The organism is Azospirillum sp. TSH64 (genome assembly GCF_003116035.1).
In the GTDB taxonomy this organism is placed as follows: Bacteria; Pseudomonadota; Alphaproteobacteria; order Azospirillales; family Azospirillaceae; genus Azospirillum.
The window spans coordinates 1-13,878 of sequence record NZ_LGQW01000002.1 but is presented as its reverse complement, the minus strand read 5'-3'; the positions used below and the strand labels follow the sequence as shown (position 1 = coordinate 13,878).

13 protein-coding genes and 2 pseudogenes are annotated in these 13,878 nt (G+C 60.9%); 6 read left to right on the top strand and 9 right to left on the bottom strand.

Going from position 1 to position 13,878, the window contains the following annotated elements; translation table 11 throughout:
* Positions 1 to 6: 6 nt before the first annotated feature.
* Positions 7 to 1,290: a DUF1501 domain-containing protein gene (locus TSH64_RS00415; protein WP_109095193.1), complete on the top strand. Its 1,284-nt coding sequence runs from the start codon at positions 7 to 9 to the stop codon at positions 1,288 to 1,290.
* Between the two features lie 139 nt (positions 1,291 to 1,429).
* Here the strand turns inward: TSH64_RS00415 and TSH64_RS00410 are convergent, their stop codons facing one another.
* The 6 genes from TSH64_RS00410 to TSH64_RS00385 form a co-directional block, all read right to left on the bottom strand.
* A complete protein-coding gene (locus tag TSH64_RS00410; protein ID WP_109095192.1) occupies positions 1,430 to 1,849 on the bottom strand; it encodes a type II toxin-antitoxin system VapC family toxin in 420 nt (139 codons plus the stop codon).
* Positions 1,849 to 2,094 carry a plasmid stabilization protein gene (locus TSH64_RS00405; RefSeq protein WP_109095191.1) on the bottom strand — a complete coding sequence of 82 codons (246 nt, stop codon included), beginning with the start codon at positions 2,092 to 2,094 and terminating at the stop codon, positions 1,849 to 1,851. Before TSH64_RS00405 ends, TSH64_RS00410 begins: the two co-directional genes overlap by 1 nt.
* Positions 2,095 to 2,167: 73 nt before the next feature.
* On the bottom strand, positions 2,168 to 2,731 hold the full coding sequence (locus TSH64_RS00400; RefSeq protein WP_109095190.1) for a GNAT family protein: 564 nt from the start codon (positions 2,729 to 2,731) through the stop codon (positions 2,168 to 2,170).
* Positions 2,728 to 3,717: an RHO alpha subunit C-terminal catalytic domain-containing protein gene (locus TSH64_RS00395; protein WP_109095189.1), complete on the bottom strand. Its 990-nt coding sequence runs from the start codon at positions 3,715 to 3,717 to the stop codon at positions 2,728 to 2,730. The genes TSH64_RS00400 and TSH64_RS00395 overlap by 4 nt, the downstream gene beginning before the upstream one ends.
* On the bottom strand, positions 3,714 to 4,382 hold the full coding sequence (locus TSH64_RS00390) for a Rieske 2Fe-2S domain-containing protein (protein WP_109095188.1): 669 nt from the start codon (positions 4,380 to 4,382) through the stop codon (positions 3,714 to 3,716). Before TSH64_RS00390 ends, TSH64_RS00395 begins: the two co-directional genes overlap by 4 nt.
* A gap of 9 nt (positions 4,383 to 4,391) precedes the next feature.
* On the bottom strand, positions 4,392 to 5,156 hold the full coding sequence (locus TSH64_RS00385) for an SDR family NAD(P)-dependent oxidoreductase (RefSeq protein ID WP_109095187.1): 765 nt from the start codon (positions 5,154 to 5,156) through the stop codon (positions 4,392 to 4,394).
* Between the two features lie 261 nt (positions 5,157 to 5,417).
* Here TSH64_RS00385 and TSH64_RS00380 point away from each other — a divergent pair, with 261 nt between their 5' ends.
* Positions 5,418 to 6,524: a ketoacyl-ACP synthase III gene (locus TSH64_RS00380; RefSeq protein ID WP_109095186.1), complete on the top strand. Its 1,107-nt coding sequence runs from the start codon at positions 5,418 to 5,420 to the stop codon at positions 6,522 to 6,524.
* A 70-nt stretch (positions 6,525 to 6,594) separates the two neighbouring features.
* On the opposite strand, the gene TSH64_RS00375 is transcribed toward TSH64_RS00380, so the two are convergent.
* Together TSH64_RS00375 and TSH64_RS00365 are read right to left on the bottom strand one after the other, a co-directional pair.
* A complete protein-coding gene (locus TSH64_RS00375; RefSeq protein WP_109095185.1) occupies positions 6,595 to 7,740 on the bottom strand; it encodes an FkbM family methyltransferase in 1,146 nt (381 codons plus the stop codon).
* Positions 7,741 to 8,016: 276 nt separating this feature from the next.
* Positions 8,017 to 8,286, bottom strand: a pseudogene (locus TSH64_RS00365) (transposase); the annotation flags it as partial.
* A gap of 70 nt (positions 8,287 to 8,356) precedes the next feature.
* On the opposite strand from TSH64_RS00365, the gene TSH64_RS00360 reads away from it, so the two are divergent.
* Positions 8,357 to 9,114 (top strand): IS5 family transposase gene (locus TSH64_RS00360; RefSeq protein WP_109095184.1). Its coding sequence is split into 2 segments (ribosomal slippage): positions 8,357 to 8,690 and positions 8,690 to 9,114, totalling 759 coding nucleotides; the frame shifts between segments, so codons are not numbered across the junction.
* A gap of 187 nt (positions 9,115 to 9,301) precedes the next feature.
* Here TSH64_RS00360 and TSH64_RS00350 read toward each other — a convergent pair.
* Positions 9,302 to 9,757: pseudogene (locus tag TSH64_RS00350) on the bottom strand (transposase); the annotation flags it as partial.
* Between the two features lie 289 nt (positions 9,758 to 10,046).
* Between TSH64_RS00350 and TSH64_RS00345 the strand changes: the two are divergent.
* From TSH64_RS00345 to TSH64_RS00335, 3 genes are all read left to right on the top strand, one after another.
* Positions 10,047 to 11,264 carry a tetratricopeptide repeat protein gene (locus TSH64_RS00345; protein ID WP_109095182.1) on the top strand — a complete coding sequence of 406 codons (1,218 nt, stop codon included), beginning with the start codon at positions 10,047 to 10,049 and terminating at the stop codon, positions 11,262 to 11,264.
* A 316-nt stretch (positions 11,265 to 11,580) separates the two neighbouring features.
* Positions 11,581 to 13,056, top strand: a complete 1,476-nt coding sequence (locus tag TSH64_RS00340; protein WP_109095181.1) for a GSCFA domain-containing protein — start codon at positions 11,581 to 11,583, stop codon at positions 13,054 to 13,056.
* A 164-nt stretch (positions 13,057 to 13,220) separates the two neighbouring features.
* On the top strand, positions 13,221 to 13,607 hold the full coding sequence (locus tag TSH64_RS00335) for an IS630 transposase-related protein (RefSeq protein ID WP_109095180.1): 387 nt from the start codon (positions 13,221 to 13,223) through the stop codon (positions 13,605 to 13,607).
* The last annotated feature ends 271 nt before the right edge of the window (positions 13,608 to 13,878 follow it).

The following is a 13,878-nucleotide window of genomic DNA, read 5'->3' as shown; positions in this document are numbered from 1 at the left end:
TGAGCCATGACGATTTCACGCCGCGGTGTGATGCAGGGCGGCTTGGCGGCCGGTCTCGGGCTGGCCGGGAGCGTGCTGACGGGGCTGCCCGGCGTCCGCAGCCTCGCCTTTGCCGCCGATGGATTTTCTACCGAAGCGCCGGCCGGCACGCTGGTGGTGGTGTTCCTGCGCGGTGGGGCGGACATGCTGGCACTGGTGGCGCCGGCCGACGACCCCGACTATCGCGCCGCGCGGACGCCGGAGTTGCGGGTGATGGCGGAGGGGCCGAAGGCCGGCATCCGGCTGGACCAGACGCTGGCCCCTTCCCTCGACTTCCGCCTGCATCCCGACGCCGCCCCGCTGGCGGAGCTGTATGCCGCCCGCCGGCTCGCCATCGTCCATGCGGTGGGGCTGACCGACGGCACCCGCAGCCATTTCGTCGCCCAGGACCTGATGGAGCGCGGCATCGCCCGCGAGGAGGACCTTGCCCGCACCGGCAGCGGCTGGGTCGCCCGCTGGCTTGGCGAGGGCGGGCATGGTGAGGGGTTGCAAGGACGCGTTCCGGCCATCGGCACCGCCGCTGCTCCGGCCGCCGCCCTGGCCGGTATGGGCGGCGCGCTTGCCGTGCCCGACCTGCGCGGCGGGCTGGCCCCTCCCGGCGGGCCGCAGGCGGCGGCGGTGCTGGCGGCGCTCTGCCGGCAGGGCGACGGCGCCTATGAGCGGGCGGCTCGGGCGGCGCTCGACGGGCTGTCGGCGGTCGATGGCCGGCTGCCTCGGGAGGCTGGCGGCAAGGTCGCCGCTTATGACGCGGAGGGCGGGGCCGTCTATGAGGAGACCGAGGCCGGGCGGGCGTTGCAGACGGTGGCCCGCATGCTGAAGATGGACATCGGCCTGCGGGCGGCCTGCGTCGATGTCGGCGGATGGGACACCCACGAGAACCAGCAGGGGCGCTTCGCCAGTGCCGCCGGTCAGCTGTCGCGCGCGCTTGCCGCCTTCCATGCCGATACCCTGCGTTATGAGCGCGACCTGACGGTGGTGGTGATGAGCGAGTTCGGCCGGCGCCTGCGCGGCAACCGCAGCCAGGGCACCGACCACGGCCATGGCGGCGCCATGCTGGTGCTGGGCGGCCGGGTGGCGGGCGGGCGCATGCTGGGCCGCTGGCCGGGGCTGGCCAGCCACCAGCTGGACCGCGGCGTCGATCTGGCGGTCACCACCGATTACCGGACGGTGCTGTCGGAACTGATCGGCGCACCGGCGGCGCGCGGCTTTCCAGGATTCCAGGGGGCGCCGCTGGGGGTGCTGCGGGGGTAAGGCGGTCAGTCCGCCGACATTGGTGTGAAGAGCCGCGGATCGACGGGAACATTCTGGATGTCGGCGCTGCGCCGCTTCTCCGCATCCGGGGGCAGCGAGTTGAGGGGAAAATGGTCGCGGTCTGGCAGGGCGGCTGACTTTAACTTTCCCACGGATTGATGATTGGCACCCCGCAATCCAGAAAATCCGCCACGTTCCTGGTTGCCAAGGAAGCGCCACGGAATGCAGCGATAGCAGCGATCTGCGCATCGAAGGCCCCGGTTGGCCGGCCTTGTTGCCGTCGTCCCGCAGCGATGGGCGCGAAGGCTTTTGCCGCCATGCTGTCGAAGGGCAGCACCCGGCCGGCGAAGTCCTCGGCAAACATCTGCTCCGCCGCCATCAGCAGGTCGCTTCGCCGCCGCCCCTCCGGCAGCAGGGCGAGACCGAAGAGAATTTCCGCTTGGGTGATCGTCGTCGTGAACAGGGTGGTGGCGGGGTGTCCGGCGAACCAGCGAAGTACGGCTTCGGACGGGGCCGGGCGCATCAGTTCCGAAAGCACGTTCGTGTCGAGGACGATCATCAGTCGAAGCTGGGCGGAGGTCGCAGGGCTTCCCGTCTTGCCTCCGTTACCTCGACGCCGCCGAGCCGCGCGAAGCGCCGGTGGATTGCTGCACCGAGATCCGGAACCGGCTGCCGCTCTTCCGTAAGTGCTGCACGCAGAATGTGGCGGGCCTCATCCTCCATGGAACGCCCGTGATGGGCGGCACGGATCCGCAGCCGGGCTTTCAACGGATCCTCCAAGTTCCGAATCGTGAGGCTGGCCATCCTGTGCTCCTCGGCATGTTGGGAAGAAGGTTAGGTCGTGATTGCATCGATTTCAATGATAGCGTTCTCTCCCTCACCGCCACTCCCGCCCGTCCATGTCCTGATAGACCCTGAACCGGTCGCGCACCGCCAGCCAGTCCTCGGCCAGCATTTCGAAGATGTGCAGGTCGATCTCCTGCCCGTCCTTCACCACCTGGCGCTTCAGCACGCCGACCGGGCGGTAGCCGATCATCGGCTGGCCCTTCAGCAGGCGGGGGCTGTTGGTGCCCAGGATGTGGTTCACCACCTTGCGCAGCCCCAGCGTGAAGAAGACGTGGTTCAGCATGTAGGCGAAGTTCAGCGGGGCCGCCCCCGTCCGCCCTGCCCGCTCGCCCATCAGCACGCCGATGGTGGCGATCCGCCACTCCGGTTCGGTGATGGTGATGGAGACATGGCCGGCCGGCACGCCGTCGACGCAGAGGATGCGGTGGACATAGTCGTCCCGTTCCGCACAGCGCCGCAGCCATGCCTTCTGGCGCTCCACGTCATAGGGTACGACGCTCAGCATCTGGCCGGCGATGTCGGGCCGGGTGCGCCAGTCGAGCATAAGTTGGGCGTGGTCCTCCGTCGGCTCGATGAAGGTGAGGGTTCCGCTCATGCAGCCTCTCCCAACTGGCGCAGCATCGCCTGATGGAAGTCGAGAATGCGGCGCTCGCGCCGGCCGTAGATGCCGGTGATGTGGGGAAGGTCCGCGATGCCCGGGCGGCCCTGCTGCACCGCCTCGCAGACCGGGCGGTCCTCGGCGATCACAGTGCTGGCGGATTCGATCAGATAAGCGGCGGTGGAGCGGTGGAAGGCCTGCTCGCGCGCCGTTTCCAGCCGGGTGGTGGGCAGGAACAGCTGCCACCGCAGGACCGCGGAATCGGGAGCGACCGGATCGACCCGGTGCGGGATCACCGTGGCACCGTAGAAGGTCGCCAGATAGAAGTTCGGGAAGATGAAAATGTGGCGGTAGACGGGCTCTTCGGCGAAGCGGCGCATACGCAGCTTGGCGTCCAGCTTCGCCCACCAGCCGGCGGTGCCGTCGGCCAGCAGCCAGCGGGAGTCGCTGTTGGCGCCATGGCGTTCGGTGACGAGCCCGTTCTGCCAGTCGGGATGCACGGCGGGATGGATGGTGTCGGGATGCACGGTGGAGCCGTGGAAATCGTCCATCGTGTTCTCGACCAGCGCCTTCCAGTTGGCCTGGAACGCGATGCCGACCGGGGCCTGCGGGTTGAGGCAGTTGGCCGACATCGTCGCCAGCCGCTCGCCATAGGGCGCCAGATGTTCAGCCAGGGTGGGACCGTTGTCCTGTGCGATGCGGGCGAAGACCAGGGCGCCGCAGCGGTCGATCTGCAGGGGCCGCACCCGATCCCCGTCGCGGCAGACGCCGTCCATGGCCTCGCCTTGGCGCCGCAGTTCAAAGCACAGCCCGGCCATCTCGGCGGTCAGGACATTCGTGGCGTCGAACACGCCCATGTAGAGCCAGCAGCGGCCGAAGAGCCGCTCACGCTCCTGTGCGAAGGCTTCCTCTGTCCAGAAATGGCTGTGGGGCAGGAAGGCGCCGTTTTCGGGGACGATGCTGTGGACGGAATGCGCGCTCATGCCGGCAGCTCCGCATCGGCGGTTGTTGGGGCGGTTGTGAGGGCGGTGGCGGGATAAAGGGTGACGGTGCGGGAGAAGCGGCTGTCTGCACCGTCTGGCGCGGCGCTGTGCAGCACCAGAGCACCGTCCGGCGCCCGATGGATGCGCAGGTTGGCGGCTTCGATGCGTTCCCAACCGTCCGCCGGCTCCAACGCGACGCCGCGGTGGGGGAAGGCGTCGGACAAAGCGGCCAGCCGGGCGAAGAGGTCGGCGCCCAACTCCTCTTCCAGCGACGGACCGTCGAGGGCCACCCGGACGAAGACCAGCCGGCCGCAGCGAGCCAGGGAGGCCGGGTGCAGGGCCAGGCGCCGGCGCCCCTCCGCCTCCAGCTGGAAGTCGGTCGGGTTGAAGGGCAGCCCGACCGGCAGGCCGTCGGCGTCGAAGCTCCAGCCGTGATAGGGACAGCGCAGCGGGCCGCAGCCCGCCGGCTCGCCATGGATCACGGCGAAGCGGTGGGTGCAGACGTTGCGGAAGGCGACCACCCGCCCCTTGATGTTCTGCACCACCAGCGGCACCGCCCCCACCCGCGTGGTGACGAAGGCGTTGGGGCTGGCGAGGTTGTCCGCCAGGCAGAGGTGGAACCAGCGGGTTTCGGGCCGGCGGCTTTCGGGAGCTTCGTTCGGCATCGCGGGGCCTCAGGCGGTGCGGCCGCCGTCCACCGTGACGATGGACCCGGTCATCCAGCGGCTGGTGTCGGCGAGCAAATAGGCGATCATGTGGGCGATGTCGTCGGGATGGCCGAAGCCCAGCGGCTGGAGCGTGCGCAGATGCTCGTACTGCTCGGCGGTCAGCTTCTGCTTGCCGCGCTCGATCAGCTCGGTCTCGACGATGGAGGGAACGACGCAGTTGACGCGGATGCCGTCGCTCAGCAGCTCCACCGCCAGCCCCTTGGTGGCGGCGATGATGCCGCCCTTGCTGGCGGCATAGACGACGTTGCCGGGCGAGGCCGCCGTGGCGGCGGTGGAGGAGATCAGCGCGATTGCCGCCCGCTCGGCATGGCAGCCCTTCTGCCGCAGCCCGCGGGCGAGTGCCAAGGCGCTGCCCAGATTGGCCCGCATCACCTCGTCGAAGAAGGCGGCGGAGAAGATGCGGATCGGCCGCAGCGCCTGGATGCCGGCGCAGTGCGCGATGCCGTCGAGGGGAGCGTCGTCGGCGCACAGCCCCTTTACCCAGCCGGGCACGGCTTCGAGGTCCGACAGGTCGAAGGGGGCGATGGCGTGGTCGTCTCCTTCCAGACGGTCGGCGGTCTCTGCCAGCCGCTCCTCGTCGCGGCCGTTCAGCACCAGCCGGGCGCCCAGCTTCGCCAGCACCACCGCCGTCGCCCGGCCGATCCCGGCCGACGCCCCGGTCACCAGGATACGGCGGCCGGTCAGGTCCATGGGGTTGTAGGCGGCTGTCATGGTGAGGAAATCCAGGGTGGTGGCGGATCGGGATGCGGACCATAGCACGACGGGCGGCCGACATCAGCGCGTCCGGGGCTGCGGCCTTTTGGTGCCGGGCGCCATGCCCCTTTCCCGATCGGCAGCAGCGGTTACGGCGGAGCCATGCGGCGCAATCAATCTTTCGGAAACCAATCCGGCGTCACTGTGCGCTATGGTGCCGGACACCGGCCGAGACAAGCGCCCCTGCCGGGCTGCGAAGACGCGAAGGACAGGACAGCCATGAAAGCCATCATCGACGGCATCCGGATCGCCGGCCTGCGCGCGGTGGTGCCGCCCCAGCGCCATTCCTTCGTCGAGGACCCCGGCATGTTCACGGTGGAGGAGGCGAAGAAGCTGGCCGCCACCATCGGCGTCCAGGAACGCCGCGTGCTGCAGCATCCCTATTGCGCGTCGGATCTCTGCCTCGCCGCGGCTGAAGGGCTGATGGAGCAGCTGGGCTGGGAACCGGCGACGGTGGAGGTGCTGGTCTTCGTCTCGCAGGACGCCGATTACGTGCTGCCGGCCACCGCCTGCATCATGCAGCACCGGCTGGGGCTGCCGACCAGTGCGGCGGCCTTCGACGTGCCGCTGGGCTGCTCGGGCTATGTCTACGGCCTGTGGATCGCGGCAAAGCTGCTGGGCGGATCGACAGCCAAGCGGGCGCTGGTTCTGTGCGGTGACAACCCGACCCGCCACCTGCACCCGGAGGACCGCGCCACCCTGCCGCTGTTCGGCGATGCCGGATCGGCCACCGCGCTGGAGGTGGACCCGGCAGCGTCCCCCATCCCGGTGGTGATCGGCACCGACGGCGCCGGCGCGCCGCACATCTTCGTCAAGTCTGGCGGCAAGCGCCATAGCCTGATCCCGCCGGTCGGCACAGCCGGTCGAATCACTGACACGGAGGCAGCCGCTCAGCTGGAGCGCGACTCGCGCCTGACGCTGAACGGGGCGGAGGTGTTCTCCTTCACGCTGCGCGCCGTGCCGCCGCTGCTGCGCGAGGCGATGGAGCATGCCGGCACCGACGTGGACGGCATCGACCGCTTCGTCCTTCACCAGGCCAACGCATTCATGCTGGAGCATCTGCGCAAGCGCATCAAGGCGCCGGCCGACCGGTTCGTCATCGACATGCAGGGCTTCGGCAACACCAGCTCCGCCTCCATCCCGCTGGCGATCTGCCACAGCATGGGGGGGGTGCTGGCGGTTGGGCCGGTGAAGACACTGATGGCCGGATTCGGGGTTGGCTGGTCCTGGGGCGCGATGGTGGCGGAGCTAGGGCCGATGCCGGAGCCGCAGGTAATGGATTTGCCGGAGGGGTATCCGGTGCTGGGTATAGCAGCGCCAAAATGAGAGCGCGGATCAAAGCAGCATTAACAAGATATCTGCGCCTTGACCCGCTAACCACGATTAGAAAGGATTTTCACCCTGAAATTTTGGTTCCATTCGGAGCGACGCAGTACAGGACGGTTTCCAAAGGGCTCCAATGATGGTGTCGAATATAAATTTGATAATCGGAGTACAGGCTCTTGACCAACATTGGCAGTTTCCAAAGATCATCACCCTTGTGATACGCGCTGATGGCCAAAGTTGGTTGATATTCTGAGATCAAGAAACGCGCACCCTGCAAAGCTTCCGATTCTGCCCCTTCGACATCAAGCTTGATGAAATTTGGGGGTTCTGTGGACAGAATGGCATCGAGAGATACAACAGCAATATCTGACCCATCGCTCTTTTTTCCAACTATAGCAGCAGACTCTACGCCTTCATTTGCCAAGCGGAGAAATTCATTTCCAGACCAGACACCGCAAGAATATGCAAAAAATTTCGTCTGAGGATATAGGTGCTTTAGATCCTTAAACGTCTGTAGCAGCCTCAAAAATGAAGTGGGTGATGGCTCAAATGAAGCCACGTAATCAACAGGAACCTTAGAAAGCTTTAAAGCGTTTTTTGCTGTAATACCGTTGAAAGCGCCGCAGTCGGCGAACCTTAGCCGCTTAATTCCTCTAAATATATCAATAGATTTAGGGAAATAATGAGTTAACTGGTCTGGAAGATTAAGCAATGGGCCTTCATACATTTCTTTCCTATGGCGAATAAGTTTTCCCATTAATTCAATGCTTTTCTGGTCGCTCAGAATGGACTTTATTTCAGAAATCTCTTTATCGTTTGGAATATTTTCTGAGAATTTTCGCAAGCCATTCTGGCGTTCATAGCAAAATTTTTGATAATCAACGGTATTATAGCATTTTTCGTTAAATTCTTTGATTTCGTGATATATTTCTGCAATGCCGCTCCAGGTAATGATTTCTCTTACCCCGCTATCGCGAAGATAATCTATTGCTTTTTTTTCACAATTATGCACGTCTTCTTGATCTTCACTAATGGTAAAATAAACTGTTAAGTTTGTTTTTTCCTGGATATCTGATACCCTTATAATGGGTATGCCGTCGATTTCACGGATAGAGATAAGCTCATCAATGAAAAAATCAACAGTTCCTCCATTGCTTCGTACGACATCAAGCAAAAGGCGGCCACCTTTTCCAGCGCCGTAAATTGCCAAAGTCATTCTCTAAGCTCCATCTATATGAGACCGTATACCAGGATGATTATCATCTAACAGGCTGCTGAAAAACCCCCTTCTTCGGTTTTTGCTTACCGAGCTGGCTGAAGGCATGGGTAGTGTCTGACGGACAGAGCCTGCGCAGCGACCGGCGGATTATGGTGAGTTTGATCCAGGCCAGGAAGTTGAGAGCGAGCTTGTCGGAGCGGCTGGCGAGATTACGGCAGTGCTTGAGCCAGCCGACGCAGCGGTCGACTACGTTGCGCCGCCGGTAGAGCTGCCGGTTGACTCCCGTGTCGACATGCCCCGCGCGTACATCGACACGATCTTCTCGTCGAAGCCGGGGAAGCGGCGCTGGTACTTGCCGATCAGCGCCGGATCGAACGTTCCCGTCCGGTCGCGGGGAATGGACAGGCCCACCGAGCCACCCTCGGTCAGCACCGTCTTCTGGCCGTAGCCGTTGCGACGGTTGCCGCTCTCGTCACCGGCCAGGTGATGATCCAGCTCCGCCTTCAGAGCACGCTCCGTCAGCGCTTTCTTCAGCTGGTCTAGGGCTGGGACCCATAAAGGGATTCCCAAGGGTTCGGGGTTGTGATTCAAGGTCTCCGGAAGGAGACCGCTGTTGGACCGAGACTATTTTTGGCTGACCGACACGCAGTTTGCGCGGCTTGAACCACATCTGCCGACGGACACCCGTGGCAAGCCCCGGGTCGATGATCGCCGGGTCATCAGCGGTATCGTGCATGTCCTGATCTCCGGCTGCCGGTGGAAGGATGCCCCTGCGGTCTACGGGCCGCGCAAGACGCTGTACAACCGCTTCCAGCGCTGGGCGGCCAAGGGTGTCTGGTCGAACCTGTTTCACGCTCTGGCCACCGCCGGAGGACCGCCCGCGGAGGTTTTGATCGATTCCTCCGCCGTAAAGGCGCATCGCTGCGCCTCGGGCGGAAAAGGGGGGAGCGGAACCAAGCGATCGGTCGCTCGCGCGGCGGTCGCACCACCAAAATCCACGCCCTGACCGACCGGAACTGCCGCCCCATCGCCTTCCTACTCACCGGCGGGCAGGTCGCGGATTGCGTCGCTGCCGACACCCTGCTCGACAAAGTCGCCGCCGCAGATCTGATCCATGGCGACAAGGGCTATGACACCAACGCCGTGCGCCGGAAGATCGAGGCGATTGGAGCCGCGCCAAACATCCCGCCCAAGATCAACCGCATCTGGAAAAACTGTTTCTCGCCATACCTTTATCGAAACCGCAACGCCATCGAGCGCATGTTCAATCGGCTCAAGGATTTCCGACGTGTCGCCACCCGTTACGACCGGCTGGCCACAAACTTCCATGCCGCCGTCTGCATCGCCGCTGCCGTCTGCTACTGGTTATGAGTCCCAGCCCTAGCAAGCCGTTCTGGTCGAATGCCGTCTTGGCGTCAGCTCCAGCCAGCAGTTGGTCGAGGATCGCGTCCGGAATAACGGGCTCTTTGCGTCGGGCCATGTCGGGTCTCCTTCAGTTCTAGGATAACCCCGCCAAGCACGGAATTCCTGACACTCCCAAACCATGCCAGCTACGCCCCTCACCGCTGCTATCCTTGGGCCGGAAGCTCTTCACCGAGGCCCAGGCTTCGATCAGCGTGCCGTCCACCGAAAAATGCTCGTCCGACAGCAGCGCCTTCACCTTCGGCTGGCCCAGCACGGTGGCCAGGAACTTGGCCGCCACATCTCCGGCCAGTAGACGCTCCCGGCCCTTGGTGAACACCGTCACGTCCCACACCGGAGCGTCCATCGACAAGCCGACGAACCAGCGGAACAGTAGGTTGTAGTCGAGCTGCTCTATCAACTGCCGTTCCGAGCGCACCGAGTAGAAGGCCTGGAGCAGCAACACCCGCAGCAGCTTCTCCGGTGGGATCGAAGGCTGCCCGATCTTGGGGTACAGACCCTCAAAGGTCGTGACATCACCTCCAGCGCTTCGTCCACGATGCCGGATCGCCCACAATGGATGGGTCGCCGGAACCCGCGCCTCGCAGCTCACTTAGCTGAAAAGACCCTCGCTACGTTCGTCCAAGCCCCGCATCATTCCCTCGCCCATCACCTTTTCCCTCACAGGAGGGAATCACGACACGAGAGCCGTGCACAGCCCTTTTTCCGCGCCCTGATAAGCCAACCTTTCTCGTGATGCAGTATCAGCCATTGTCCGCGCAGGACGAGACAGCGGTGCTGATTCGTGACAGTCTCTGGTTTGATGTATCCCTTATTGCTATGGTGAGGTGGCTTACGGTCGGAGCTGCCTCGGTCGTTTCCGCGCACCAAAGGGTACATACATGTTTTCTCATAAAGCATCAGCCATTGATTTATCTCCGAAAGCAATTGAGCAATGGCGTCAAAATATCCGTGTGTCTACATTTGCCAATTATTGTTTGGAAATGGGCATTGCGCTTGAGCGAGAGGGAAGCATAGCCAATGCGCTTTCTTCTTACAGTAGAGCGGTTGATCTGCAGCCTCATCGGCTAGAGGGTCAGGTTCGTCTGATCCGTTTGCTTCAAGCCGTTGGGCAGGATAGCACCGTTGCTGAACAAGCAGCGTTGCGGGTGTCACCCAATTATTTTGCCTTGGGCTTGGTCGTTATTGCGATCCGCCAACTAAAGGATGGAGATTGTGATGGAGCGTTGCGGCTCGCATCAGAAGCGATGCAAGCAGGAAGCGATCTCCCATGGGTCCAGTCAGTAATGACCATAGCTCTCAGCTTCTCGGGGCGAATCGAGGAGGCCCGTAGGTTGGCCAGTAAGATTCGACCATCACCGTCTGACATTCCGGACAACTTTTCGGACCACATCGCCGAAGTGCTGCACAATTTGATTGTGCAGCAGCAATGGTCGTGTGCTTTGCCCTGTCTGGAAGCACTGGCATCCGTGGATCCAGACAACATGACCATGATGGATCAATTGGCTTGGGCTTATCTGGTCGCGGGTGAGTGGCCTGCCGCTGAAAAAGCTTTGCGTCACCATTTGGCGCATCACCCTGATGACAGCGCGAGAACAATCGACCTTGCTCAAGTGTTGCATGCTCAAGGTGACCTCGTCGAATCCAAAACCCACTATCAACGAGAGGCTGCTAGATCAAACAGCCCTTACCAACTGCGAGGACGAGTTGGTTTGGGGCTAATCTCTATTGCTGAGGGCCAGCCTGAAAAGGCTGTTGAGTTGCTGAAAATGCCGCTGGGTGATGCGGAAAGCGACTGGTGTCAGAAAGATCCAATGGCAGCTAGTACCATGAGCTTAGCTTTGCTCCAAATTGGAGACATGGGCAATGCGGAGCAATGGATGAATGCCGCCCTTCATCTTGCGGAAGACAATCATTGGGTTCTTTCTTCCATGGCAGTGCTGCGCTTGCGTCAAGGAAATCGCAAGGAAGCTGTAGAGTTGCTGCAAAAGACGGGTCTAACTCCTCAGTTGTCTAGGTTTACAGCCTGTCTGAGACCTTGGGCTTTTGCAGAGTTAGCCTCTGCCTATGAAGAGGGAGGTATTCGGTTTCTTTCCTAGGGGGTATATCACGACTGGTCTGAAGCCAACCACAATCATTGGTTGAATGCGCCGGAGCGGGGTTTCGATAAGCACTTCAAGCTTCATCACTGTGCTCCATAGATGGCGGTGCTGATGTCTAGTGTGAGGTGTCATGGTATCTGTGGCGAAGCGATAGGGCTTGGGTGCAGTGGGAGGATGCTTGTGGCCCATCCTCAACGCATCGCATTGCTTCGCTTGGACAGTCTATGATCTTTGATCTGTGTCAGTACACTGGATTGGCGGCTCGGTACTCGAAATACAGGAATTCTTATCAGAATATGGACGGACGGTTGGGATGAACGGTGACAACTTGGCGCTTCTGCTCTCCAGACTGGACGGTGATCAGGAAGTGGCTGCAGCCTTAACCGACTATTTGCTGCTAAAACCAGACGATGCAGAGGCACGAGTTCTCTTGGCGGAATCTCTGCTGCGCCTGGGCCGATATCAAGAGGGCCTCGATGCTCTTGAGTCTGTCAAACCCTGCCCAAAGGCCTGCGAGTTGCGGGCAGAAATTTTCTATTTCCAGCGCCGTTTGAGGGAAATGGCCAATCAATTGATGTTGGCAGCGGTCCTAAGGCCAGGTGCTGTCCACTCCCAGGTGCGGGCGGCCAAATGTTTAATGAGCCTCGGCATTCCAGCGAAAAACCGTGAGGCTTTTCGTTTGGCGAGATGGGCGGTTCGGCTGGCATCCCACTGGACGGAAGCGTGGCGAGTTTTGGCTACGGTATCGATGTATGTGGATGAATGGGCCCAAGCAAGGGTAGCATATGAGCGGTTGCTAGAGCTTGATCCAAATGATAGGGAGGCGCAACACGATCTTGGAAGTCTGCTGGCGCGGATGGGAGAGCCTTTGGAGACTGTTGTCGCGGCAGGTCTTCCTGTTTCCTCGACTGTCGTCGTCAATCACCCAAAAGCCAGGAGCAGAAGAAAATCGTTTGCTCGTTATCCGCTACAAAAAGATCTTGAAGAAAATTTTGTCAATGTCATTCGAAAGCATGTGGCTAACGAGTTCTTCCACTCTCCTCCAATACTTGGACGGGAGGCACATTTCGTGACTTTTGGTTCCTGCTTTGCTGGTAATGTCGCGGCAGAGTTAAAGCGTCATGGCCGATCGGTCTGGCATCTGCCGATTGGAGAAGATATCAACAACACTTTTACAAATCGCATTTTTTTTGAATGGGCCTCTGGGACCATAAATTTAGATGAGAAATCTTCTGAAAATCTGAAAAGTCTTCTAGGTCTATCTCAAGCACAAACTATAGAACAACTAAAAAAGGCTGATTGCTTTATATATACCTTGGGATTAGGAGCGGCATTCTTTGACGCAGAATTTGGAGGGAACGCCGTTATTCCGAATTCAACCTGGGTTGGGAGTCGGATTCTATCAGAATCCTATACATTTAGAACGACCGGAGTGGATGAGAATGTCCAAAATATAATGGAAATTATCAGATTGATTCGCATTATCAATCCAGATGTCAAAATTGTCCTTACTCTTTCTCCGATTCCTCTTCTTGTCAGCTTTGAGCGAGCTTCTGCGGTCCTGGCCGATTGTGTGAGCAAATCTATATTGCGGGTGGCGGTCCATGAAGTGATGAAGAAGAACCTTCAGAATGTATATTATTGGCCGAGTTTCGAGGTTGTACGCTGGATATATCCTCATATTGGCCAAGTTTACGGTAACGACGATGGTGTTTCACGCCATGTGTCATCAGAAGTTATCAGTTCCATTATAGATGTTTTCTTGGAAATGATCAGTCATAATGTATAATGAGTAATGCTGATCTAATTGTGTAGCCTATCGTAATTGTAGCATCTGGCCCGGCTACCGATGGCGGAACATCTAGAGCGGATTGACGTGCATGTGAATCGGGTGATTCCCGTGAGGTCGGAAATGTGATTCAAGATTCGGGCTGGTGAAGGAGGCTGGCCCGCATGTCCAAGGCGCTTTCCGTCGATCTGCGTCAGCGCGTTGTCGATGCCGTTCATGCCGGGTCTTCCTGTCGGGCGGCGGCGGCGCGCTTCGGTGTTGGCGTATCGTCTGCGATCCGCTGGGTGGCACGGGCGCGCACGCGGGGTGACCTGACACCGGACAAGCGCGGCGGGAACGTGCGCTCGCGCCGGATCGATGAGCACCGGGAGTTCCTCCTGGCTCTGATCACGGCGGAGCCGGACCTGACCCTGGCGGAGGTAGCCGAGCGTCTGGACGCGGCAACGGGCTATCGCCCCTTGCCCAGCATCGTGTGCCGGTTCTTCCAGCGCCACGGCGTGACGCGGAAAAAAAGACGGCGCATGCCGCCGAACAGAACCGGCCGGACATAGCAGAACAGCGCGAAGCCTGGTTCGACGGCCAACCGGACCTCGATCCGGAGCGTCTGGTGTTCATCGACGAGTGCGGCACCTCCACGAAGATGGCCCGGATGTACGGCCGCGCGCCAAGGGGCGAGCGATGCCGCGCTCCGGTCCCGCATGGCCACTGGAACACGACCACCTTCGTCGGCGCGCTCCGGCTGTCCGTACGCATCCGGTGAGTGACGCGGGTGCGGATCGAATCGTTCAGCGTGCTGCTCGGTGGATTTGGATGAGTTCCTTG

Coding starts and splice junctions, on each gene's coding strand:
- TSH64_RS00415 (WP_109095193.1), top strand. CDS start 7: ATGACGATTTCACGCCGCGGTGTGATGCAGGGCGGCTTGGCGGCCGGT.
- TSH64_RS00410 (WP_109095192.1), bottom strand. CDS start 1,849: ATGATCGTCCTCGACACGAACGTGCTTTCGGAACTGATGCGCCCGGCC.
- TSH64_RS00405 (WP_109095191.1), bottom strand. CDS start 2,094: ATGGCCAGCCTCACGATTCGGAACTTGGAGGATCCGTTGAAAGCCCGG.
- TSH64_RS00400 (WP_109095190.1), bottom strand. CDS start 2,731: ATGAGCGGAACCCTCACCTTCATCGAGCCGACGGAGGACCACGCCCAA.
- TSH64_RS00395 (WP_109095189.1), bottom strand. CDS start 3,717: ATGAGCGCGCATTCCGTCCACAGCATCGTCCCCGAAAACGGCGCCTTC.
- TSH64_RS00390 (WP_109095188.1), bottom strand. CDS start 4,382: ATGCCGAACGAAGCTCCCGAAAGCCGCCGGCCCGAAACCCGCTGGTTC.
- TSH64_RS00385 (WP_109095187.1), bottom strand. CDS start 5,156: ATGACAGCCGCCTACAACCCCATGGACCTGACCGGCCGCCGTATCCTG.
- TSH64_RS00380 (WP_109095186.1), top strand. CDS start 5,418: ATGAAAGCCATCATCGACGGCATCCGGATCGCCGGCCTGCGCGCGGTG.
- TSH64_RS00375 (WP_109095185.1), bottom strand. CDS start 7,740: ATGACTTTGGCAATTTACGGCGCTGGAAAAGGTGGCCGCCTTTTGCTT.
- TSH64_RS00345 (WP_109095182.1), top strand. CDS start 10,047: ATGTTTTCTCATAAAGCATCAGCCATTGATTTATCTCCGAAAGCAATT.
- TSH64_RS00340 (WP_109095181.1), top strand. CDS start 11,581: ATGAACGGTGACAACTTGGCGCTTCTGCTCTCCAGACTGGACGGTGAT.
- TSH64_RS00335 (WP_109095180.1), top strand. CDS start 13,221: ATGTCCAAGGCGCTTTCCGTCGATCTGCGTCAGCGCGTTGTCGATGCC.